The following is a 22,122-nucleotide window of genomic DNA, read 5'->3' on the forward strand; positions in this document are numbered from 1 at the left end:
AAGGCAGAATATGGGATTTGAAGTTTTATTTAAAGGTAGTAATTTTATAAGGCTGTTTCAGGGGCTTAGTGTGGCACTGAAAATAAGCATGATATCTGTGGTTATAAGTATCGCACTTGGGATGGTGATAGGCATTTTGATGGCGCTTGATATCCCCTATCTTAAAAGTGTCTTTAGGATATATCTTGAAATTGTCAGGATCATGCCACAGATGGTTCTGCTTTTTATAGTTTATTTCGGAATAACAAGGATGCTTGGAATAAGCCTCTCTGCTGAGGTTTCTTCTATAATAGTATTTTCATTTTGGGGAACTGCAGAGATGTCCGATCTGGTGAGGGGCGCACTAAAGAGCATTCCGCTTGTGCAGTATGAAAGCAGTATGGCACTGGGGCTTACTACGCTCCAGACTTATATATATGTCATCATTCCGCAGATTGTAAGGCGCATGATACCTCAGTCAATAAATCTGATAACACGTATGATCAAGACGACGAGCCTGATAATGATGATAGGAATAGTTGAAGTGCTAAAGGTAGGTCAGCAGATCATAGAGGCTAACAGAAAAAGCTCTCCCAATGCGGCATTTGGCATATTTATGACGATCATGCTCTTGTATTTTATAGCTTGCTGGCCAATCAGCCGCCTGTCAAAATATCTTGAAAAAAAGTGGGAAACATAATGAGCAAAGTATTGGAAATAAAGGAAATAACCAAAAATTACGAGGATATAAATGTTTTGGACGGGGTGAGCCTGTCTGTTGAATATGGCGAGGTTGTCGTTATCGTAGGACCCTCCGGATGCGGAAAAAGTACGCTTCTTAGGTGCCTTAATGCGCTGGAAAAGATAGATGATGGAGAGATCCTGCTTGACGGAGAATTAATAAATCCCGGGAACAACAACTTAAGCCGCGTAAGGCAGAAGATAGGCATGGTTTTCCAAAGCTATGAATTGTTTCCACACAAGACAGTACTGCAGAATCTGACACTTGCTCCACTTCATGTAAAGAAAGCGGATAAAAGAGAAACAGAGAAAGAAGCCCTGATGCTTCTTGAAAGAGTAGGTTTATTATCAAAAAAAGACAGCTATCCAAGGCAGCTCTCCGGTGGTCAAAAGCAGAGAGTTGCTATAATAAGGGCTCTGATGATGCATCCGGAGGTTCTTCTTCTTGATGAAATAACAGCGGCGCTTGATCCCGAGATGGTAAGGGAGGTCCTTGATGTAGTATTATCCCTGGCAAAAGAGGGCAGGACAATGCTGATTGTTACACATGAACTGTCTTTTGCAAGAGCTGTAGCAGATAGGATGATCTTTATTGATGGTGGAAGAATTGTAGAAGAGGCACCGCCGTCAGACTTTTTTGAAAAACCAAAGTCTGACAGGCTGAGAAAATTCCTCGATTCCTTCTCCTATGAGAAGGAGTAAGAATAATTAAAGGTTTTTGTTTTTGTCGGGAAAACAGAAACCTTTATATTTTTGTTGAATCTCTGTATATCAGATCGGTTTCTGTATAAGTAATCCTGTAGTTGAGTTCCGGCTGCTTTATCCTGGAAATAAGCAGGTTAGCAGCGGAATAACCTATTATCTGGCTGTGTATGTGGCTTGTTGAAAGCGATGGAGTCATGATCTTTGATTCCGGAGAATCATCAAAGCCAAATACTTTTATGTCCCGGGGACATTCTATGCCCAGCTTTTTTAATCCGTAAATTAGATCCAGAGCTACGAAATCATTGGCACAGATAAACATCTCCGGCATTTCATCAAGCTTTTCAAGAGCTTTGAATAAGTATTCTTTATATTCAAGATCATGTGGATGAACTTCTGTGAGGCAGAACTTTTCATCGGAGGTAAGGTTGTTGATATACAGAGCCTCTCTGTAGGCGATGAAACGCTCATAGAAAGAGCGGCAGTGCGTAACCTGTCCGACAAATCCGATCCTGGTGATCCCCTTTTTCTTCATATCATTAATAACCGTATATATGCTTGATGAATTGTCCATCAGGAGTATATCGGCATTAAGCGGTCTCCAGTAGCTTGAAACAGGGGCATCTACCATAAGTGTAGGGAGCCCCAGGTTGCACAGCATCTCGCAGTACCGCTGATTGAACATCTCAATACACATGATGGCTTTGACATTGTCTGACATAAAAGAGATGGGCAGGCTAAGATCCTGGATGTTAGACTCATCAACTCTGTGCATTGAGAGACTGTATCCCAAAAGGGATATCTCATGCTGGAATTTATCGAGCATGGTCGAAGCAAAGTGAGAATTATTTAAGAAGCTTCCGGTAAAGAGAGCAATCTCGCCGGAGGCTTTTTGCTGTGAAATATTGGGATTTTTGATATCTGCAATTGAACTTGCATAGGAAAACTGTTTATATCCCATTTCAATTGCTTTTTCCAAAACCTTCTGTCTGGTAGCTTCTGCCAGAACACCGGTATTATTGATAGCTTTTGAAACTGTATTTCTGGATACTCCAAGAGCATCAGCAATATCTTGTAATGTGACTTTTGAGGCCATATTTATTCTCCGTTCCTAATGTAATTATCAATCATCTTATTATGTAAAAGAAGCAGAAACGCTTCATCTGGGCTTATCTAGCTTTTTCAATTATAAAATGTAAAACTAAGAGTGTCAAATGTAAATCACATTGTTACAAATGTAAAATAAACATATTGACACCGCTTCTAATCTGTGATATATTTTGCACATGTAAAACACAGTTGTGCAAATGTAACACACGCTTGGAGGAGTTACGGATGGAAGCAAAAGCAAAAGATAATAGAATACACAACACGCTTATTTATATAAAGCAACATTGGCAGTTGTATGTTTTCTTTTTAGGACCTGCATTATTACTGACAATAGTATTCAGGTATATTCCGATGGGGGGAGTTCTGATCGCGTTTCAAAAGTACAATCCCTTCAAAGGAATTCTCGGAAGTGAATGGGTTGGACTTAAGTATTTCAAACAATTCTTATCATCCCCCGATTTCATGCAATATCTTGTAAATACACTTAAGCTTAGTATTTTCGGATTGCTTTGGGGATTCCCGATGCCGATCATTCTTGCACTTCTTCTTAACAGAATCACAAGCAGCAAGATAAAGCAGAAGATACAGCTTGTACTGTATATGCCGAACTTCATTTCAGTCATCGTACTTTGCGGTATGGTCAGAATCCTTCTTTCAGTAACAGGACCACTCAACATGATGCTTGGAACAAAGATCAACTTCCTTACAATACCTGCAGCATTCAGACCGATCTACATCATAAGTGGTATCTGGCAGGGTGCAGGCTGGGCTTCGATCATGTACACCGCTGCATTGTCAAATGCAAGTAAGGAACTAAAGGAAGCAGCACAGATCGATGGTGCCAATATCTGGCAACAGATAAAAGCAGTTGAATGGCCTGCGATCAAGGATATGGTAGTTATCCAGTTCATACTTCAGGCAGGTAACATCATGAGCATCGGATTTGAAAAAGCATATGCTCTTCAGTCAGACATGAACCTTGCGTCATCAGAAATCATAGCAACCTACGTTTACAAAAAAGGTTTGCTTAACGGTGACTACAGTTACTCAACAGCGGTTGGACTTTTTAACACGATCGTCAATGTAATACTTCTTATAGTAGTAAATAAGATAGTAGAGAAGCTGAATGACGGACAGGGATTATAAGAGGAGATATCAAAATGGAAAAAGCACTTAAACTTAAAAAGACAGAGTTTGCAAGGGCATCCATGGGAGATAAGATCTTTCTCCTTGCAGGATACATATTACTTGGACTTTTCGTACTCGCAATAATCGGACCTGTCGTATACATCATAGTCGCTTCCTTTATGGATCCGATAACACTTCAGAATAAAGGTATTGTTTTTGATCTCAGCAAATGGACACTTACAGCATATGAGCGTGTAATGACCAATTCACAGATCTGGATCGGTTTTGGTAACGCAATTCTTTACTCAGTATTATTTGCGGTTATCTCAGTATTCATCACACTGCTTTGTGCATATCCCATGTCACGTGATGACTTTAAGGGTAAGGGATTTTTTAACACGATCTTCATTATAACAATGTTTTTTGGCGGCGGACTTATCCCTACATACCTTCTTATCAGCAACATGGGTCTTCTGGACAGTATGTGGGCGGTTATCCTTCCCGGTTCCTTCAGTGTATGGAACATGATCATCGCAAGAACATATTACAAGGGAGTTCCTTCAGAGCTTAGAGAAGCAGCTGATGTTGACGGAGCAAATGAACTTGTATTTTTCTTCAGAATACTGATGCCGGTTTGTACACCGCTTATAGCAGTGCTCATTTTGTGGCAGTTTGTAGGAATGTGGAACAGCTACTTTGATGCAATGATCTACCTTAATTCAGCAAGCAAGCAGCCCCTTCAGCTCGTACTTAGAGCAATTCTTATTCAGAATGAGCCTGATCCGGGAATGATTGCTGATATGCAGAGTACAGCACAGAGAGCACAGCTCGCAGAGCTTCTTAAATATGCAACGATCATTATCTCAAGCTTACCGCTTGTTGTAATGTATCCGTTCTTCCAGAAGTATTTCGATGCAGGAATCATGGTTGGTTCAGTAAAAGGTTGAGCAATCCTCCTAAATTAGGGTTGAATATAGCAAAAAGGATTAAAAAGGAGAGGACAATGAAAAAGAACACAAAGAAACTACTGTCAACAGCACTTGTGTTAGCAATGTCAGCAAGTGCACTCACAGGTTGCGGTAAGCAGGCAACTGGATCCGGGGCAGCTGAAGTATCAGCTGATGATCTTAGTTTCCCGCTTCAGGACAAGGTTACTATCACAGGTACAATAAGCTATCCTTCAGGAACTGAGTCTGAGCCCAACAACAGAACAATCTTCAAGAGACTTGAGGAAGAGACAAACGTACACGTTGATTGGACAGCAATTTCAAACGATCAGTGGGGAGACAAGATCCAGCTTAACATGGCAAACAAGGATGCTCTTACAGATTTCGTATTTAACGCAGGCTTCAGCAATTCTGACCTTATCAAGTATGCTGACCAGGGCGTTATCATCCCTGTAGAAGAGTACATCGATAACAACATGCCTAACCTTAAGGCAGTATTTGATAAATATCCTGAATACCGCGCAATGTGTGAGGATTCAGAGGGTCACATCTGGGCACTTCCGTGGATCGAGCAGCTTGGTTCAAACAAGACAGCAATCCAGACTGTAGGTAACAACTTCACATATATCAACAAGAAGTGGCTTGATTTCCTTGGACTTGAGACTCCTACAACTGTAGATGAATTCGAGCAGGTTCTCCTTGCATTCAAGGATCACGCAGCAGAGCTTCAGGCAGAGTTTGGCATCGAGGGTGACATCATCCCTATGTCATGCATCATGAACGATCAGGATCCCAGCCTTCTTATCAACGGATTTGGCGAAGGCTACGGTGACAACGATATAGGACAGCACATCGCTGTAACAGATGACAAGAAGGTTATCTGCACAGCTACAACAGAGGGCTTTAAGTCAGGTATGCAGTGGCTCCACAAGCTCTATGATGAGGGTCTTATCGATCCTGAGTGCTTCACACAGGATTGGTCAACATACGTTGCTAAGGGTAAATCTCACAGATATGGCGTTTGCTTTACATGGGACGTTGCTAACGTAGATAACCTTGAAGACTTCGTGCCTCTTGCAGCACTTGAAGCTGATACCAAGAACGTAACACCTCTTAATGGTTCATTTACATCAGGTTTTGACCGCGGCAGATGTGTTGTAACAGCTAAGTGTGAAAACCCTGCATTTGTATGTGCATGGCTTGACCTTATGTATGATCCTTTCCAGTCACCTCAGAACAACTGGGGAACCTATGGTGAGGATGACGAGTTCGATATCTTCGAGCTTTCAGAGAACGAGAACGGCGAAAAGATGCTTAAGCATGCTCCTCTTGGCGATGCATCACCTGTTGAAGTTCGTGAAGCTGAGTGCGTAGGCGGACCTCTTGCAATCCTTGATGAGTACTACGGTGTATATGTAACATGCCCTGATGATGCTCAGTATCGTCTTGACTGGATCAAGGAATACTACACAGATGATATGCACTGCAAATATGTATATCCTAACGTATTCATGACAGCTGAAGATACAGAGAAGCTTACAACAATCCAGACAGACCTTATCAGCTACATCAACTCAAGCAGAAGTAACTTCGTTATGAACGGTCTTACAGATGCAGAGTGGGATGAGTACTTGAACCAGGTTAACGCTTACGGTCTTGATGAGTACCTTTCAATCTATCAGAAATATCTTGATGAGTTCTACAAATAAGACAAGGCAGCTTTAAAAAGGAAAGGTGAGGGGGGAGATTTCTCCTCCCTCTTTTTTAAAAGATGAAATTTAAAACTATTGCTTTACTGAGCTTGATGATATGCACTTTATCAGGTTGTGCTTCAAAAAACGAAACAGAATGTCTTTTTCCCAGAGCAGAGGAAAGCTATGTGGGAGATGTGATGGCGCTTTCAGACGATAATGGTGTATATCTGAACTATCTGTATGAAACAGACAATAACGGAATCGGATACCATCCGATACATCAGTTTTATACCAGAGATTTTCTAAGATTTGAGGATAAGAATGAGGTACTTCCTTTTGCGGAAGACTCAGAGAAGCAGGATCTTGCAGTAGGAACCGGCTCTTTTATAAAAGACGATAAAGGCATCTACCACTGCTTTTACACAGGCCATAACGATTATTATGATCTGTACGGTCTTGATAAAGAGTGCGTAATGCACGCTACAAGCAAAGACAACAAAAAGTATACAAAAAACTATGATGAAATAATACATGCACCTGAAGGGTACAGCACAACGGATTTTCGTGATCCTCAGATACTCCGCACAGATGACGGATACATAATGCTTGTTGGTGCAAGAAAAGAAAACGAAGAAGAAAGCGCGATCGTCTATTACGAATCGCAGGATCTTGAAAACTGGACATTTAAGGGTGATTTTTACACAAGTAAAGATCTGTATTTTATGGAATGTCCTGATGTATTTGAATTGGGGAACAAGTACTACATGGTTTTTAGCTGGAACAATGTAGTTTATTATCGTGTAGCAGACAGCTTTTTTGGACCTTGGGAAAAACCTGAGATCGACACCTTCGACGGGAACGGTTTTTATGCCGCAAAGACATGTGAATACAACGGGAAAAGATATCTTATAGGATTTCTTGATCGCAAAAAAAGGGAAAGCGACAGTCTTTCCTACACATGGGCAGGAAGCGTTCTTGTATATGAACTTAGACAATTAGAGGATGCCACATTAGGGGTGTGCATGCCTGAACAATATAATGAGTATTTTTCAAAAGAGATATTTTCTGCTGAAACTGCAGATAAGTCACTTGATCTTGGACAGGTTCCAAATACCTGCCATCTTTCATTTGACTTAACACTTGAAGATGATGGAAGATGCGAACTTTCCTTTGCGAACAGTGAATTAAATGAAGAGTACAAGATCTCAGTTGATAATGCAGAGGACAATATTTCCTATAATGCATTTCCGAATTTTCAGGCTATGAAACTGGAGGCAGGAAAAACCTACAAAACGGATGTTGTAGTGGAAAAAGATATAGTAGTAATTTACGTTGACGGCAATAAGGCATTATCGAACCGCATATATGCTGCGCAGGGTGCAGACTGGAAGCTGGACCTCTCCGGAGCACAAGCGGACAATGTAGTGATTTATGGCAAGTGAGGAATATTATGAGCGAAAAGTTAGAAAAAGCAAGAACTTACGAGGCGAAAGAAGAGCAGAAGATTGCAGAAGAGCTTAGACCTCTTTTTCATCTTACACCTCGTTGCGGCTGGATGAATGATCCCAACGGATTCAGCATATATAAGGGAAAATATCACCTTTTTTATCAGTACTATCCGTATGAAACAGTATGGGGCCCTATGCACTGGGGACATGCTGAGAGTGAAGACCTTATCACATGGAAGTACCTTCCCTGCGCTATTGCACCGGACGAGGAGTACGACGGTGCAGGATGTTTTTCAGGAAGTGCAATAGAGATGGAAGATGGTAAGCAGCTTCTTGTTTACACAGGTGTCCGCAAAGAAGAGGATGAGGATGGCCATATCCGTGAGATCCAGACACAGTGCGTTGCTGTAGGTGATGGTATAAACTATGAAAAATACGGCAACAATCCGGTAATAGAAGCAGATGCCCTTCCTGAAGGCGCCGGCAGATTCGACTTCAGAGATCCCAAGGTATGGAAGGAAAATGGTAAATACTATATCGTAGTCGGCAATAAAACCGAGGACAAGGACGGCCAGATCCTTCAGTTTGAAAGCGAAGACGGAATAAAGTGGACCTTCGACAAGGTTGTAATAAAGAACAATCACAGATTTGGTGTTATGTGGGAATGTCCCGATTACTTCCCTCTTGATGGCAAGCAGCTCCTTCTTACAAGCCCTCAGGACATGCTTCCCGAGGAACTTGAGTTCCACAACGGAAACGGAACCTTATGCGTTATAGGAAGCCTTAACGAGAACGGAGATTTTTGCGAGGAAAACTGTCAGGCAATCGATTACGGTATTGATTATTATGCACCTCAGACCATTCTTACTGCAGATGGCAGAAGAGTGATGATCGGCTGGATGCAGAACTGGGATACATGCGGTATCAGAAGAGATGATTTCCCGTGGTTTGGTCAGATGAGCATACCAAGAGAGATATCACTTCACAATAATAAGCTCATCCAGAAGCCGGTAAGAGAAATTGAGAATTATTACGGAAAGAGGATCAGCAGACAAAACGTTCTTATTTCAGACAGCGCATCACTATCAAGTATCGAGGGCAGATGCATCGATATGACAGTCAATGTACGTTCAAAGGATGCAGACCTTTCCTACAAAAAGTTTGAGATCCGTTTTGCTGATAACGGCAAAGCATACTCTACAATAGAGTATGACCCTGAGCAGAATATTGTAAAGATTGACAGAAAACATTCAGGAAGCAGAAGAGCGATCGTTCATCAGAGAAGATGCAGAGTAGAGGGCAATAAAGGTGAGATCACATTAAGACTTATCCTCGACAGATATAGCATGGAGCTCTTCATTAATGGTGGTGAGCAGGTAATGTCTATGGGAATCTACACAGATATCAAGGCTGAGGGAATCAGCTTCAAGGCTGTAGGCGAACTCCTTATGGACGTAACCATGTACGAACTTGAGAAGAAGAATTAAGTAAATTAACAAAACGCAGGCATTTCGCCTGCGTTTTATTACTTAAGGTCATATTCGAGTCTGACGGTTATAGTAGCGGTCTTGTTTCTTGAAGAAGTGTCAAATGCGCCATCGTAGGAGTAGCTGCTTGTACCGGAATTCTTGGCTGTTATCTGGAATACGCCAAGGCTTGAATTCTTAAGTTTTCCGAGGGTTGCACCGGAGTTCTTGGCCATGATATCGATCCTTTCCTTGGCATTTGCAGATGCCTTGTCGATCAGGTCAAGCTTTAAGGCTTCAAGATCTGAATAATAGTATTCGGGAGAGTCTGATGTAAGCTCAACACCCTGATCCAGAAGGCTTGAAATATCTCTTGAAATCTTTTCAACAGTATCAAGATTGGAAGAAGTAATAGTAACGCTTTGTGTGAGCTGATAGCCGTCAGGCACAGATCCTATATAATTACCGTTCATATCGTAGTTATCGGAGTAGGTTCTGCCGATATCTACTGAGTTAAATACGATCTCATCCTCTGAGATACCATTATCTGTCAGGTATTTTTTTACTCTGTCGGCATCTGATTTGATCTTGGAATAAGCATCCTGAGAAGTGTATGCAACAGCAGAGAATGAGCCTCTCCAGATTATGATATCTGCCTCAAAGTCCACACTTGAACTTCCGGTTGCGGCTATAACATGTGTGCTCTCAGATCTGAAATGTGAGAGACCGTAAGCGATCGCTGCGCAGCTTATCATTACGCTTAAACCAATTATCAGTGCGCTAATCCAGCTATGTTTGTTTTGTTCCATTTTTATTTCCCCTTTTCTGATTTTCCTCTTATCAGTCGCTTTAAGTAGCTGATGGTATATAAGATTATAACCTTATTTAACTTCTTTTCCAACCTTATTTATCGCAATATCAAATACTCTTTAAAGTTTTCTTAATTAATGAAAAATAGCCCTATATTCATTTGAATGTGCTGTTTTATAGGTGTAATATATGTTCTTCAGGCAAAAATTTAGTACAGAAGAAGGACAGATATAGGTTATGGATAATCAATTATATTCTTATGAAGAAGTATGCAATCTGATCAGAGAAAAAGGACTTAAGGAATTTGAGAGAGAGGATGCTACGATAAACAGTCTTTGGCAGTTTGGCGAGAAGGGATCTTCACTTCATGTAAACACATTCTGCTATCAGCGTTTTGAACTCTATGCAACAGAGAAAGATTTTAATCTCCTTAAAAAGAGAGCAGACGAAAAAGGATTAAGCATAATGCTCAGAGAGAGCAAAAAAGATGATATTGATCTTATGATATCCGGTTATGAGTCTGTTGGAAGCAAGGCCATTCTTTTTTACAAAAACGGAAACAAAGGACTGCTTCAGATTCCTACAGAAAAGAATCTTCCTCACAAAATAATTTTCTTCACAAATGAAAATCTTGAATTTGTATTGGATGTAATTCACGAGGGCGAACTTACAAAGGCTAAGAGCACAAGTAAGGGTAAGGTTCAGCAGAGGGTTGTTTTTGCTCCCAAGCCCAAGGAACCTGAGATGACGGTTGAAGAGATAGAAGAGTACTATTCTGAGGGATGCATTGTTTCTCACAGCAAGTACGGACAGGGAACAGTTAAAGAAATCTCTGAAGGAAAGATTGCTGTTACCTTTGAAGGCGCAGTTGAAAAAGTATTCGCCGCAAGAATCTGTATTGATAAGAAGATACTTACATACGTTGCTTAAAATGTACAAAAACAAAGCACATCGTCCACTCATTTTTTTTAAGAAGGCAATGTGCTTTTCATTTTATTCCCGGGCTGCTTTCATGGCTTTTTTGTTTTCATACATCAGGCTGTCAGCCCGCTTAAATACATTGTCAATGCTGTTGTCGATATTCGGGTCATATATGGCAATGCCGATGGCTGCTGAGATTTTTTCCCATGGCGAGAGTGCGGCATCTTCTTGCATTGCCGCCATCATTCCATGGAACTGGTTAAGGAGCTCGTCCCTGTTTTCGAAGTCAGTTCCTTTTAGTATAACAACGAATTCATCACCGCCTATGCGGAATACCGGCGAATGAGAGAAGATATTGCATACTGTCATGCATAGTTTTTTTATTGCATAATTGCCCTTTTCATGACCATAGGTATCGTTTATCATTTTCAGGAAATTGAGATCTATCATGGCTAGACCAAAGACTAAATCGGGGTTTATCTTAAGCTCCCAATCAAGATTCCCAATCTCTGTGTCATAGGCATTTTTATTGCGAATTCCCGTGAGGGCATCCTTGTTTGCCAACTCGCTCATTCTTTCGGCCTGTATCTTGGTGCTGTCGAGCTCTTTTGAAGTCTTGTTGAGATTCTGCATGTAGTCGTCCAGCTCTCTTATCATGGAAGCAGTAGATACGGCGAGATTGGTGATTTCGTGATTTCTTCCGGCAAGCTTGTCAAACTTTTCCGCGATCGCTGCATCTTTTTTCTCGGTATATTCGTACATGTAATCTTCCATCAGGTGGAGCTTCCTTATATACTGCTTGTTCATTGCCCATAGCATGGTAAACATGGTAATAACAAGGATTATCGTCAAAAGAAGTACTTCTTTAAGAGTATTAGCCAGGATTTCCTTGTTTACATTGTCGACATTGATATCGGCGCATACTATTCCAAGCAGCTCTCCATCTACATAGAGAGGGGTAAAATAGCCATAGGTTTTTCCGTATTGATTGTCGTATACTTCGTAGCCGTCTGGACTTTTTCCTGTCCAATAGGTTTCCCATAACTTAGGATACTGATCCACGGGAACCTGTACGTCATAGTCAAATTCCATAATGCTTTTACCATCTACGACTTTTTCTGTGCGAAGACCGTCGAAAACGTAATACATAAGAGGGGGAGTGTCAGTTGGTACAAGATAATAAACATATTCTGTTCCGAAATTATCATTAAAAGATTCAAAGGTAGAGAGCCACTGCTCATACTTGTATGTGGCAAAAGCTAACTTGGCTTCCTCGGAGAGATCGTCAAAACTAAGGCTTTTTCCCAAGGTTTCACCGCCGTATTGCTCTGAACAGATCTGCAACCACTTATCCCTTGCAGGAATGTAATTGCCATCATAGTCATAGGGAATTATGATTTTTTCATGGTTTTCAAGGAAGTATTCCTGCATCTGTTTGAATTCATCACCGTTATCAGTGATAAGTTCTGTAAGACATCTGGTAACTTCCTTGATGCGGGCTTCTTTCTGAGCCCTGTATTCATTGTTCTGGCTTGCAAAAGTAGCGGCAGAACTGAATATTATAGTAATTATTATGAATGCCGTAAGTAGTAGGGCAAATCTTTTTACTAATCCACCGGTCCTTTTCATGCGCGGTCTCCCTTCATTATGTAATTATAGGAGAGATTTATTAAATTTTTGTTAGATTTAATTAAGTAAAGCATAAAAAAAGCCTTATATATTTGAATTGACAGCTATTTAACTGTAATATGATGATATATAGTGCGCTTATCTATTAAAAATGTACTGCGAAAGGGGAGAAACAGTGGATAAAATAATCGAAAAACTGGATAAGAAATACTTGAAAATATGTGTGTATGCGGCGGTAACGGTTCTTATCACATTGGCGATAATAGGTTTGTTTCTGGTAAGCGGGAGCTTTTGGGCAAAGCTGTGGGCTATTATCTCGGCTGTTATTAAGCCAATAATCATAGGCGGGATCATATGTTATCTGTTTCTTCCGATTGTAAATAAGCTGGAGAGCATGATGAACAGGAGAAAGAACCATAAGTGGGCAAGAGCTTTAAGTGTTCTTCTGACATTTTTTATTGTATTTGCTGCAATAATGCTCATGCTCGCTCTGATTGCTGCTGCAGTGTATAAGAATGTGGAATCGCTGAATTTAGAGTCAATAAGGAATATTTTTGTGGTCTTAAAAGATGATTACAAAGAAGTATGGGATATGCTTGCAAAGCAATTGGAATCGCATAATATTTCAACAGGTAATATGAGTCACATAGTTACTGCGGCAACAAACGCTGTAACTGGCTTTTTCTCAGGCCTTTTGTTTGGAATCATCTTTTCAATTTATTTTTTACTTGATAAGAGCAACATCTATCCTTACTGGATCAGGGCTTTCCGGCTTATTTTCGGGGAAAAAGCAGAAGCTGCGCTTCAGGTTTTCATAAAGGATGCTGACAATGCCTTTTCAGGATATATCAGAGGACAGTTTACTGACGCGCTGATCGTCGGAGTGCTGATAAGTATTACACTGTCAATTGCAGGTGTACCGTATGCTCTGCTGGTTGGCGTGTTTGCAGGACTTGGCAATCTGATCCCGTATCTTGGACCGATTGTGGGATATGCTACTCTTGTGATAGTATGTCTTCCGTCAGGTGCGTTTGATAAGATGATCATCGGAATCGTGATCTTTGCTTTAGTCATGTTCATCGATGGAAATATCATAAATCCCAAGCTATTGTCGGATAACGTCGAAGTACATCCGCTTCTTGTAGTGGCTGCACTTATCGGCGGAGGCGCTTTGGGAGGCGTTGCAGGTATGCTGATAGCAGTTCCTACAGCAGCGCTTATCAAGCTTCAGTTCGACAGATACCTTCAGAGAGTGGAGGAAAAGAAAAACAATGAAAGAAGTAACAAATGAATATCTTAAACATAGAAAATGTATCTAAAACATATATGGAGAAGGCTGTCCTTAACAATGTTTCACTCGGGATCAGCGACACCGACAAGATCGGTGTAGTTGGTACCAACGGAACCGGTAAATCAACTCTTTTGTCAATCGTGGCAGGTATCGTTAAACCGGATAGCGGAAGCGTTGTTATGGGCAATAATCTCCGTATTTCTTACCTTCCGCAGAATCCTGTTTTCAATATGGACAAGAATCTCCTTGAAAACATAACAGAAAAAATATATGCAGGCAGTGATCATTGGGATAAGATGGGCGAGATCAAGGCTAATCTTGCAAAGTTTGGAATTGATGATCCTGAATGTGATCCATCGGTTTTATCCGGCGGGCAGAAAAAAAGAGCGGCGCTTGTTGCTGCAATCATGACTCCTTCAGATCTGCTTATTCTGGATGAGCCTACAAACCACTTGGATTCTGAAATGATCGAATATCTCGAGTCCTTTCTTAAGCACTTTAGGGGTGCTATTTTAATGGTTACCCATGACAGATATTTTCTGGATGAAGTGACAAATCAGATTTTGGAAATCGATAAGGGAAGTTCTTATCGCTACGAGGCCAACTACTCAGGATTCCTTGAACTTAAGCAGCAGCGCCTCGACTATGAGCAGGCTGCGGAGAGAAAAGCTGCCACACTTTACAGGAAAGATCTGGCCTGGATGCTTCGCGGAGCAAGAGCCCGTTCTACCAAGCAAAAAGCTCACATTCAGAGATTTGAGGCACTTCGTGACAGGGAAAGACCTGAGGATGAGAGACAGGTTAAACTGAGTTCAATTCCAAGCAGGATGGGCAATAAAACAATAATTATTGAGGGCATCACCAAGAGTTATGAGGATATAATTCTTTTCAGGGACTTTTCATATACCTTCAACAAGCTGGACAGGATCGGCATTATAGGACCAAATGGCTGCGGTAAATCAACACTTATCAAGTGCATTATCGGGGATGTCACTCCGGACAGTGGCAACATAGAGATCGGACAGACTATTAAGATAGGATATTTTGGACAGGAAAATGAAGCGCTTGATGAGTCGAAGCGCGTCATCGATTACATCAAGGATACAGCGGAGTTTATAAGGACTGAAGATGGTCTTGTTTCAGCATCTTCTATGTGTGATCGCTTTCTTTTTGGTCCGGATATGCAGTATGCGCCGATTTCCAAGCTTTCAGGCGGTGAAAAGAGAAGGCTCTATCTGCTGCGTGTTCTTATGGAACAGCCAAATGTTATCATCCTCGACGAGCCTACAAACGATCTGGATATCCAGACGCTTAGAATTTTGGAGGATTACCTTGACGGCTTTGCGGGGATCATAATTACCGTCAGCCATGACAGATATTTCCTTGACAGAGTGGTAACAAGAATTTTTGCTTTTGAACAGGATGGGACTTTGTATCAGAGTGAGGGCGGCTATTCAGATTTCCTTGTTCATAAAAATATCGCAGGGGATATGGGAAATGAATCCGCAGGTGCTGATCAGAAGAAGGGAAAATCTTCCCGAGAAAAGGGCAGCGATGCGGAAGGAACTGACAAGCCTAAGGGTAAATACCGCGCTCCCCGTGAAAAGACCAAGCTCTCTTATAATGAACAAAAAGAATATGACAGCATAGAATCGGAAATTGAGGAACTGGAAAATAAGAGTGCACTTCTCGAAACGCAGATAGCAGAGGCTGCGACGGATTTTCCGAAACTTATGCAGCTGAGCAAAGAAAAAGAAGAAGTAGATAATCTCGTTGAGCAGAAGATGGAGCGATTTATTGAGCTTCAGGAGATGGTAGAGAGTTTTGAAAAAAACAATGTAGCAAAAAAGTGAATATTTTGATACATTATATGGTATAAAATTTTTTCTAATTGAGGAGGAAACAAATGAAAAGAAAGTTTTTAACTCTGGCAATGGCTATGACATTGTCAGCTAGCGTTATCGCGGGTTGCGGAGGTGCTAAGAGCAGCTCTGAAGAGACACCTGCGGAAGTTGTTGAGGAAGAGGCTACAGAAGCTGCTGATGAGGCAGAAGCTGAAGAATCAGTTGAATCAGTTGAAGAAGCTGCTGCAGAGGAATCAGCAGATGAGGAATCTTCAGAAGAAACAGTTGGAATGGCTAATCCCTGGGTTTCAATCACAGAGGATGAGGCTAAGGAGTTGTGTGCAAGACTTTTCAAGGCTCCCGATGATTCTAAAGATCAGGAGTGGAGTAAGTGCGAAGAACTCGGTGATCCGGACAACGGAGTCGGACCCTTGGTACAGCTAAGCTTTACACTTGATGACCTGAATTTTACAGCAAGAGCTCAGATGGGTGCAGCAGAGAATGCTGATATCGCCGGCAATTTTGTAGAGTGGACTGTAGGTCCTGAGGATGCAACACTTGCTAACTGGGGCGGCGGCAACATGCCTGCTAAGTTTTACCGTTCTATTAACGATACCGGATATGTGGATATGATCACATGGTACGATTTAGAGATTGGTATTGCATATTCACTTTCTGTTGCTGCAGAAGATCTTGATGGCTTTGATATTCAGGCTGTAGCAGAGCAGATGTACTCAGCAGATAATGAGGACTTTGCTGATATTCCCGGAGATTTCCTTCAGGAACAGTCAGGCAAAACAACCTTTGAATCTTATGATGATGCTATTGCACAGCTCACAACAGGTCAGGGATATGCATATATCAAACTTGTTGGCAGTGATGAAGAAGTTTTGGCTGTAACCGATACAGTATTTGAAGCTGATAACTCAGCTTATGAGATTTCTGTGTATGCAATGCAGGATGGCGAAGTAAAGAACGTTGGTAATGCATCAGGAAATGGTTCTTCATATCCTCTCAGATTAGAGGACGGAATTATTTACGGTGGCGACAACCACACTTATGAGACTTATTTCCTCTCTGAAGAGTATGGATCACTGATGCTCAAGGATTATATCGATGACGGCGTAAACACAGGCTCAAACGAGATCTCAGGCTTTACAAGAGAAAAGAATTCATTTGAGGATGAAACTCCGGACTATACCGGAACAGCGGAGGATTTCGAGAAGCTCCTTGCTGATAGAGAAGAAAAGCCGATCATAGAGTTTACTGCAGTTGAATAAGACGCGTATTTATCGGGCTATCACACCATCGATAGGTGTGATAGCCTTTTTGATGCACACTCGCGCGAAAGGAATATGTTGCATAAATGCAACCGCGCTCGGCGCAAGGATTTTGCAAGCAAAATCCTTATTTAAGTGCATTTTTCTTGTTTTTTAAGGGAAAGTTTATGTGCAAAGCGGGAACCGCAATCTATAATTATCAGTGAGAGGTACTTTTATAAACATGGAAAATACTGGGAATAGCAATGTTTTCAGAGAATAGGGGTAAATTATTATGAAAAAATTTTTTAAAGCTGTTTCAATGTTCTTTTCTGTGATCCTTTTGGTAAGTGCTTTTACTGATGTTAAGGTTTTGGCTTACAGTGAGAGACCCGACTATTTCGATTTCGGAGATTCAGTAGTGAGCATAGATGCCGGTGCTACCAAGGAAGTCTGGATCAAAACACAGTATAATTACACTTATTTTGTAGGGCCGCATACCAGTACTAAAACTTATGTTGAGTGCTCAGGCAGGGGTGGATCTGAATATATGAAGATCCATATTGGTCCCGATGAGACAACCAAAAACGTATTTTTATATTTCTACATCGATGATGAGAAGGTGGCAAATGCAGATATCCACGATTTCATCGAGGTATATGTTCAGAACATCGATCCCGCTGTTGTAGATGCTTATAACGCACAGAATGCAGCAATGGATTCACTTAAGAATTATGCGGGCAACAATGCTGAGTTTAATGCATATTACTATTATACAAATTACAAGGATCTGCAGGATGCTTTCGGAGCAGATGCGGACAAGCTCCTTAACCACTATAATCAGCTTGGAAAGGCTGAAGGCCGCGTAGCTAACAGGATTAAGTGATCGAGGCAATTTTTTAGAATTATGAGAAGATGCTCAAATGCGAGCATCTTCTTTTTTGGGTGCGCCATGGGCGCGCTCTAACGGGACATATCTGATCTGAGTTAACGTACGACCAGTTTTGCGCATCAGATTCTGATCTCTCTGATCAGGTCAAAGCTGATGTCGCATGTAACGACAGTGAGATATCTCGCATCTTTTTTAATATTGGATATAAGCCCTGTTTTTTCTATGTAAGCTCCCAAGTCGTAGTAGATTATAGTGACCATGTCTCCGACTTTAAGGAGCGATAGCTGATAATCAAGAAAATTCAGGGCTTCTTCCGATAAATTAACTTTTTCAACTTCTATACGTTCTTTTTCCTGCAAGGCTTCTTCAAAACCTTTTAATGCAGCAAAAGGCTGAAACTGGCTTGCTCTGTCTGCTCTTGGCATATATTACCTCCGCATGAGCTATTTTTGCCGTATATGCTTTCAATACAAGGTGGCTCCGGCTTTATGCCCACCGATAAATTCATTCCGCTCTATGGTATTTCCGGCTTCGTACAGGTCCATGCCTTTAAGGATGGCATTTTTCCCGTATCTGGCTTTGATCTGATTGACGGATTGGGTGATCCTTCGATCCTTTTCCATTATCACAGGGTCTACAAAGAAACTGTACTGTTCATAACATTCATCAAGCACGGAATTGGCGCTTATGCAGACTCTGCGAATGGGGATGCCCCGCATGGTGCTTCTGCTATACAACTTAGCAAAGGTATCCATTAGTATTCGAAAAGAGTTGGTCGTTACAGGAAGATTGGCACTTGCTCCTGTGGAAGGATAAGCATCCTTGCTGTAGCCTACGAAAAGCGATACGTTGCTTGAGACTACGTGAGCAGCCACCATATCAAGGGACAGTTCATCTGCCATTTCTTTTACTATGATAAGTGCTTCTTCGAAGCTGTAATCGCGCATCAGAACCTGCCCGCAGGAAAGGGATTTGGTTCTTGTGCGATAATTTTTTATGTCCTGCATTGTGCATGACTCACGCCCCCAGGCATGGTCTATCATGTATTCCGCCAGAACGCCGAATTGCTTATACATCAGCTTTTCAGGAAAATGCGCGATATCACACTGATTGATGATCCCCATGGATGAGAGCCTACGCGCAGTTCCGGGGCCTATTCTCCAAAAATCCGTAAGTGGTCTGTGAGTCCAGAGCCTTTGCTTAAAAGAATCCTCTGTAAGTTCCGCAATGAAGTCCGGAGAGTGTTTGGCCAGAATATCAAGGGCTACCTTAGCAAGATACAGATTGGTGCCGATACCGCAGGTCGCACGCAGCCCCAGTTTTTCTCTAATGTCATTCATGATCCGAAGCGCAAGGTCATGGGCGGATAGCCCGTATAGACCAAGGTAATTGGTCACATCAAGAAAAGATTCATCAATGGAATAAACGTGAATGTCTTCCTTGGCGACGTAGCTTAAGTATATTCCGTAAATATCGGCGGATATATCTATGTATCTCTTCATCCGGGGCGGAGCAACGATATAATCAAGGTGCTTCGGAATCTCATATATCCTGCAGCGGTTCTTAATCCCGAGTGCCTTCATGGCTGGGGTGATTGCAAGGCAGATGGTTCCCTTGCTTCGCTCTGCATCAGCTACGGCAAGCAAAGCCTTCATGGGATCAAGCCCTCTGTCTACGCACTCAACACTTGCATAAAAGCTTTTCAGATCGATTATTATATAGGCCCTCTGCGGGGGAATTACCTGAGGCATCATAGGGCAGCTTCCTGAGGAGAGTTGGCGATATTGTCATAATCCGTGGTATGAAATGTGTCTTTTTTTTCCATAAATATTACCTCTTTCTCCATAAATATCACCGCTATGCTTCGAATATATGTTCCGAACTAGTGTTCATTAATAATAAGCCCGGGTATCATATTTTTCAATCGAACAATTTCTTAAATTTTTGATGTAAAATATAGATTATTGACTTTCCTCAGAAAAACAGAAATCGTATTGGACAAGGTCCTGCTATAGGAAGTTGTTTTGCCTGCTTTGGGGTATATTGAGGCTGATACGGTTTTAGCAAATAATACGGAAGATTTTTGTGGGAGATTATTCATGAGTAAAAAAGTTTCTGTGATAGGAGCGGGAGTTGTCGACATTTTTGCAGGCCCTGTAGGTGATGACATTTTTTCCAAAGGCTCTGTACCTGCAAGAAATATAGGTATGACCTGCGGAGGAGATGCGTTAAATGAGGCCGTTATTTTGTCAGGCCTTGGCCTTGATACTGAACTGGTTTCCCTTTTAGGCGTAGATGAAGCGGCAGGAACGATTTTAAAATATCTTAGAAGTAACAATGTTGATGTTTCTAAGATCGCGGAAGATAAAGCTATTCCTACAGGGATGAATATTGTTCTTGTTGATGAGAAAGGTGAGAGGTATTTTGTCACTAATCCTGAAAGCAGCTTAAGGAAGCTTTCAAAAGAGCACATCTTGCCACATGTTGATGCCCTAGGAGAGATAGTCAGTTTTGCCAGCATCTTCGTATCGCCGAAGCTATCAATTAGCGATATGGAAGAGGTATTTAAGAAAATAAAAGAAAAGCCGGGCAGGATACTTGTGGCGGATATGACAACTGCCAAAAACGGAGAGAGCATAGAAGATATCAGACCAATCTTAAAATATATTGATTATCTGATCCCAAATGAGAAAGAGGCAGCCCTTCTTACGGGAGAGGCCGATCCTTCAAGAAATGCAGAGATTTTTACAGAATATGGTGTCTGCAATGTAATCATTAAGTGTGGTAAGGACGGCTGCATCTATAAAAGCGCATCCGAGGAAGGATCGATCCCGGCCTATAGTGATGCCAAAGTGGTAGACACTACCGGCGCAGGAGACAGCTTTGTGGCAGGTTTTATCTATGCCCTGAGCAATGGTTTGAGCCTTCCAGAATGCAGCAGATACGGCTGCGCAGTATCTTCCGTTGTTGTAGAGCATATGGGCTCACAGTGCATAGAAGAAATAAAACGCAAAGCAGGTAAAAGGTTTAGGGATTTATAGGTTTTTGTTTTTCCTCAGAAAAACAGAAACCGTATTGGACCAGGTCCTCGAAAAGCCCCAAGTCCCCATGATTTCGTGGCAACTTGTGGCTTTTCGCTCTCCAGGACGTTTGTGCCGAAAGCGGAAAAGCAACAAGTATAGCTGTTTTTCTATATACTTGGGGCTTTTTGTCCATGTTACAAGAGGAATTCGTTGAGTCACCGCATCTTCGAATTCTTCAAAAGCAACAAGTCCCCGCGATTTCAAGGCGACTTGTGGCTTTTCGCTCTCCAGGACATTAGCGCCGAAAGTTGAAAAGCAACAAGTATGTCCATTTTCCTATATACTTGTGGCTTTTTGTCCATGTTACAAGAAGAATTCGTTCAGTCATCGCATCTCCGAATTCCTCAAAAGCCCCAAGTCCCCGTGATTTCATGGCAACTTGTGGCTTTTCGCTCTCCAGGACGTTTGCGCGGAAAGCGCAAAAGCAACAAGTATCACTATTTTCCTATATACTTGGGGCTTTTACTGCTCCGAGTAAACCCCGTCCCCAAGAGACCACTAAATATGTTGTAAATCATAGATTTGAGCCTTAAAATTGAAAGTAACTGGTGCATGAAAACAGCGCATATTTTGTGTAGGAGGTGCTCATGAAAATCCTTGAAGAAAAAATCCTTGCTGAGGGGAGGGTGTATCCCGGAAATATCCTTAAGGTTGACAGCTTTTTGAACCATCAGATCGATGTGGGGTTGCTCTCTGTGATAGGAGAAGCTTTTTACACAAAGTATAAGGACAGAAAGATAACAAAGATACTCACGATCGAGGCATCCGGAATTGCCATAGCCTGCGCTGTTGCTGACCACTTTAAAGTTCCGGTTGTGTTTGCCAAAAAAGCAAAGAGTCTGAATCTGGGAAACGACGTGTATGTTTCAAGGGTCAGCTCTTTTACGTATGGCAAGGAGTACGATGCTACGGTATCAAGAGATTATCTTACTGCCGATGATCATGTACTTATTGTCGATGATTTCATTGCCATAGGTAATGCCATGAAAGGCCTTATTGAAATCTGTGACCAGGCAGGTGCAAAGATTGAGGGGATCGGCATCTGCATAGAAAAAGGATTCCAACAGGGCGGTTCTGACATCAGGCAAATGGGATATGATGTTACTTCGCTTGCAATAATAGACGAAATGACGGATACAGGCGAGATCATATTCAGGGAGCAATGAACTATTTCCACC

General features: G+C 41.7%; 19 protein-coding genes. 14 read left to right on the forward strand and 5 right to left on the reverse strand.

All coding sequences use genetic code 11. The annotated features are described in order from the left end of the window. Positions 1–10 precede the first annotated feature (10 nt). Both T543_RS14035 and T543_RS14040 read left to right on the forward strand, forming a co-directional pair. Positions 11–679: an amino acid ABC transporter permease gene (locus tag T543_RS14035; protein ID WP_035769676.1), complete on the forward strand. Its 669-nt coding sequence runs from the start codon at positions 11–13 to the stop codon at positions 677–679. Continuing rightward, positions 676–1,422: an amino acid ABC transporter ATP-binding protein gene (locus tag T543_RS14040; protein ID WP_155843328.1), complete on the forward strand. Its 747-nt coding sequence runs from the start codon at positions 676–678 to the stop codon at positions 1,420–1,422. The genes T543_RS14035 and T543_RS14040 overlap by 4 nt, the downstream gene beginning before the upstream one ends. 43 nt (positions 1,423–1,465) lie before the next feature. Here T543_RS14040 and T543_RS14045 read toward each other — a convergent pair whose 3' ends face one another. Continuing rightward, entirely contained in the window at positions 1,466–2,518 is a 1,053-nt protein-coding gene (locus T543_RS14045) for a LacI family DNA-binding transcriptional regulator (RefSeq protein ID WP_035769681.1), read from the reverse strand. A 239-nt stretch (positions 2,519–2,757) separates the two neighbouring features. Here T543_RS14045 and T543_RS14050 point away from each other — a divergent pair, with 239 nt between their 5' ends. The 5 genes from T543_RS14050 to T543_RS14070 all read left to right on the forward strand — a co-directional run bounded on the left by T543_RS14050 (position 2,758) and on the right by T543_RS14070 (position 9,236). After that, complete coding sequence (locus tag T543_RS14050) at positions 2,758–3,678, forward strand: ABC transporter permease (RefSeq protein ID WP_035769683.1); 921 nt, start codon at positions 2,758–2,760, stop codon at positions 3,676–3,678. Positions 3,679–3,692: 14 nt separating this feature from the next. Continuing rightward, on the forward strand, positions 3,693–4,607 hold the full coding sequence (locus T543_RS14055; RefSeq protein ID WP_035769684.1) for a carbohydrate ABC transporter permease: 915 nt from the start codon (positions 3,693–3,695) through the stop codon (positions 4,605–4,607). Between the two features lie 56 nt (positions 4,608–4,663). Further along, the gene (locus T543_RS14060; RefSeq protein WP_035769685.1) at positions 4,664–6,316 is read left to right on the forward strand and encodes an ABC transporter substrate-binding protein; all 1,653 of its coding nucleotides are present in this window, start codon (positions 4,664–4,666) and stop codon (positions 6,314–6,316) included. A 95-nt stretch (positions 6,317–6,411) separates the two neighbouring features. Then, positions 6,412–7,743, forward strand: a complete 1,332-nt coding sequence (locus T543_RS14065) for a family 43 glycosylhydrolase (protein WP_255347227.1) — start codon at positions 6,412–6,414, stop codon at positions 7,741–7,743. An 8-nt stretch (positions 7,744–7,751) separates the two neighbouring features. Next, complete coding sequence (locus tag T543_RS14070) at positions 7,752–9,236, forward strand: glycoside hydrolase family 32 protein (protein WP_035769689.1); 1,485 nt, start codon at positions 7,752–7,754, stop codon at positions 9,234–9,236. A 38-nt stretch (positions 9,237–9,274) separates the two neighbouring features. On the opposite strand, the gene T543_RS14075 is transcribed toward T543_RS14070, so the two are convergent. Beyond that, positions 9,275–10,024, reverse strand: a complete 750-nt coding sequence (locus T543_RS14075) for an SIMPL domain-containing protein (protein WP_051638803.1) — start codon at positions 10,022–10,024, stop codon at positions 9,275–9,277. Between the two features lie 238 nt (positions 10,025–10,262). Between T543_RS14075 and T543_RS14080 the strand changes: the two genes are divergently transcribed. Beyond that, complete coding sequence (locus tag T543_RS14080) at positions 10,263–10,955, forward strand: hypothetical protein (RefSeq protein ID WP_035769693.1); 693 nt, start codon at positions 10,263–10,265, stop codon at positions 10,953–10,955. A gap of 63 nt (positions 10,956–11,018) precedes the next feature. On the opposite strand, the gene T543_RS14085 is transcribed toward T543_RS14080, so the two are convergent. Beyond that, the gene (locus T543_RS14085) at positions 11,019–12,575 is read right to left on the reverse strand and encodes a GGDEF domain-containing protein (RefSeq protein WP_035769696.1); all 1,557 of its coding nucleotides are present in this window, start codon (positions 12,573–12,575) and stop codon (positions 11,019–11,021) included. Positions 12,576–12,750: 175 nt separating this feature from the next. Between T543_RS14085 and T543_RS14090 the strand changes: the two genes are divergently transcribed. From T543_RS14090 to T543_RS14105, 4 genes are all read left to right on the forward strand, one after another. Beyond that, positions 12,751–13,866, forward strand: coding sequence for an AI-2E family transporter (locus tag T543_RS14090; RefSeq protein ID WP_035769698.1), 1,116 nt, complete (start codon positions 12,751–12,753; stop codon positions 13,864–13,866). Beyond that, positions 13,863–15,719, forward strand: coding sequence for an ABC-F family ATP-binding cassette domain-containing protein (locus T543_RS14095; protein ID WP_035769701.1), 1,857 nt, complete (start codon positions 13,863–13,865; stop codon positions 15,717–15,719). Before T543_RS14090 ends, T543_RS14095 begins: the two co-directional genes overlap by 4 nt. Before the next feature lie 53 nt (positions 15,720–15,772). Continuing rightward, the gene (locus T543_RS15450) at positions 15,773–16,990 is read left to right on the forward strand and encodes a hypothetical protein (protein ID WP_051638804.1); all 1,218 of its coding nucleotides are present in this window, start codon (positions 15,773–15,775) and stop codon (positions 16,988–16,990) included. 274 nt (positions 16,991–17,264) lie between these two features. Beyond that, positions 17,265–17,855 carry a hypothetical protein gene (locus T543_RS14105; RefSeq protein WP_035769704.1) on the forward strand — a complete coding sequence of 197 codons (591 nt, stop codon included), beginning with the start codon at positions 17,265–17,267 and terminating at the stop codon, positions 17,853–17,855. Positions 17,856–17,980: 125 nt separating this feature from the next. On the opposite strand, the gene T543_RS14110 is transcribed toward T543_RS14105, so the two are convergent. After that, positions 17,981–18,286, reverse strand: a complete 306-nt coding sequence (locus tag T543_RS14110) for a YolD-like family protein (protein WP_035769706.1) — start codon at positions 18,284–18,286, stop codon at positions 17,981–17,983. Positions 18,287–18,325: 39 nt separating this feature from the next. Beyond that, positions 18,326–19,615 (reverse strand): Y-family DNA polymerase, encoded by a 1,290-nt coding sequence (locus T543_RS14115; protein ID WP_242839531.1) that lies wholly within the window; start codon positions 19,613–19,615, stop codon positions 18,326–18,328. Positions 19,616–19,960: 345 nt separating this feature from the next. On the opposite strand from T543_RS14115, the gene T543_RS14120 reads away from it, so the two are divergent. Next, positions 19,961–20,902, forward strand: coding sequence for a carbohydrate kinase family protein (locus tag T543_RS14120; RefSeq protein ID WP_035769708.1), 942 nt, complete (start codon positions 19,961–19,963; stop codon positions 20,900–20,902). A gap of 629 nt (positions 20,903–21,531) precedes the next feature. Further along, entirely contained in the window at positions 21,532–22,110 is a 579-nt protein-coding gene (locus T543_RS14125) for a xanthine phosphoribosyltransferase (protein ID WP_035769710.1), read from the forward strand. Positions 22,111–22,122: the final 12 nt, after the last annotated feature.

Origin of the sequence: Butyrivibrio sp. NC2002, from assembly GCF_000702265.1 — a bacterium.
Classification (GTDB): domain Bacteria; phylum Bacillota; class Clostridia; order Lachnospirales; family Lachnospiraceae; genus Butyrivibrio.

What these genes read in the sequence shown, in the direction of transcription:
- T543_RS14080 (WP_035769693.1), top strand. Translation starts at nt 10,263, where the DNA reads ATGGATAATCAATTATATTCTTATGAAGAAGTATGCAATCTGATCAGA.
- T543_RS14045 (WP_035769681.1), bottom strand. Translation starts at nt 2,518, where the DNA reads ATGGCCTCAAAAGTCACATTACAAGATATTGCTGATGCTCTTGGAGTA.
- T543_RS14125 (WP_035769710.1), top strand. Translation starts at nt 21,532, where the DNA reads ATGAAAATCCTTGAAGAAAAAATCCTTGCTGAGGGGAGGGTGTATCCC.
- T543_RS14050 (WP_035769683.1), top strand. Translation starts at nt 2,758, where the DNA reads ATGGAAGCAAAAGCAAAAGATAATAGAATACACAACACGCTTATTTAT.
- T543_RS15450 (WP_051638804.1), top strand. Translation starts at nt 15,773, where the DNA reads ATGAAAAGAAAGTTTTTAACTCTGGCAATGGCTATGACATTGTCAGCT.
- T543_RS14110 (WP_035769706.1), bottom strand. Translation starts at nt 18,286, where the DNA reads ATGCCAAGAGCAGACAGAGCAAGCCAGTTTCAGCCTTTTGCTGCATTA.
- T543_RS14065 (WP_255347227.1), top strand. Translation starts at nt 6,412, where the DNA reads ATGATATGCACTTTATCAGGTTGTGCTTCAAAAAACGAAACAGAATGT.
- T543_RS14120 (WP_035769708.1), top strand. Translation starts at nt 19,961, where the DNA reads ATGAGTAAAAAAGTTTCTGTGATAGGAGCGGGAGTTGTCGACATTTTT.
- T543_RS14035 (WP_035769676.1), top strand. Translation starts at nt 11, where the DNA reads ATGGGATTTGAAGTTTTATTTAAAGGTAGTAATTTTATAAGGCTGTTT.
- T543_RS14095 (WP_035769701.1), top strand. Translation starts at nt 13,863, where the DNA reads ATGAATATCTTAAACATAGAAAATGTATCTAAAACATATATGGAGAAG.
- T543_RS14070 (WP_035769689.1), top strand. Translation starts at nt 7,752, where the DNA reads ATGAGCGAAAAGTTAGAAAAAGCAAGAACTTACGAGGCGAAAGAAGAG.
- T543_RS14085 (WP_035769696.1), bottom strand. Translation starts at nt 12,575, where the DNA reads ATGAAAAGGACCGGTGGATTAGTAAAAAGATTTGCCCTACTACTTACG.
- T543_RS14075 (WP_051638803.1), bottom strand. Translation starts at nt 10,024, where the DNA reads ATGGAACAAAACAAACATAGCTGGATTAGCGCACTGATAATTGGTTTA.
- T543_RS14105 (WP_035769704.1), top strand. Translation starts at nt 17,265, where the DNA reads ATGAAAAAATTTTTTAAAGCTGTTTCAATGTTCTTTTCTGTGATCCTT.
- T543_RS14115 (WP_242839531.1), bottom strand. Translation starts at nt 19,615, where the DNA reads ATGATGCCTCAGGTAATTCCCCCGCAGAGGGCCTATATAATAATCGAT.
- T543_RS14055 (WP_035769684.1), top strand. Translation starts at nt 3,693, where the DNA reads ATGGAAAAAGCACTTAAACTTAAAAAGACAGAGTTTGCAAGGGCATCC.
- T543_RS14060 (WP_035769685.1), top strand. Translation starts at nt 4,664, where the DNA reads ATGAAAAAGAACACAAAGAAACTACTGTCAACAGCACTTGTGTTAGCA.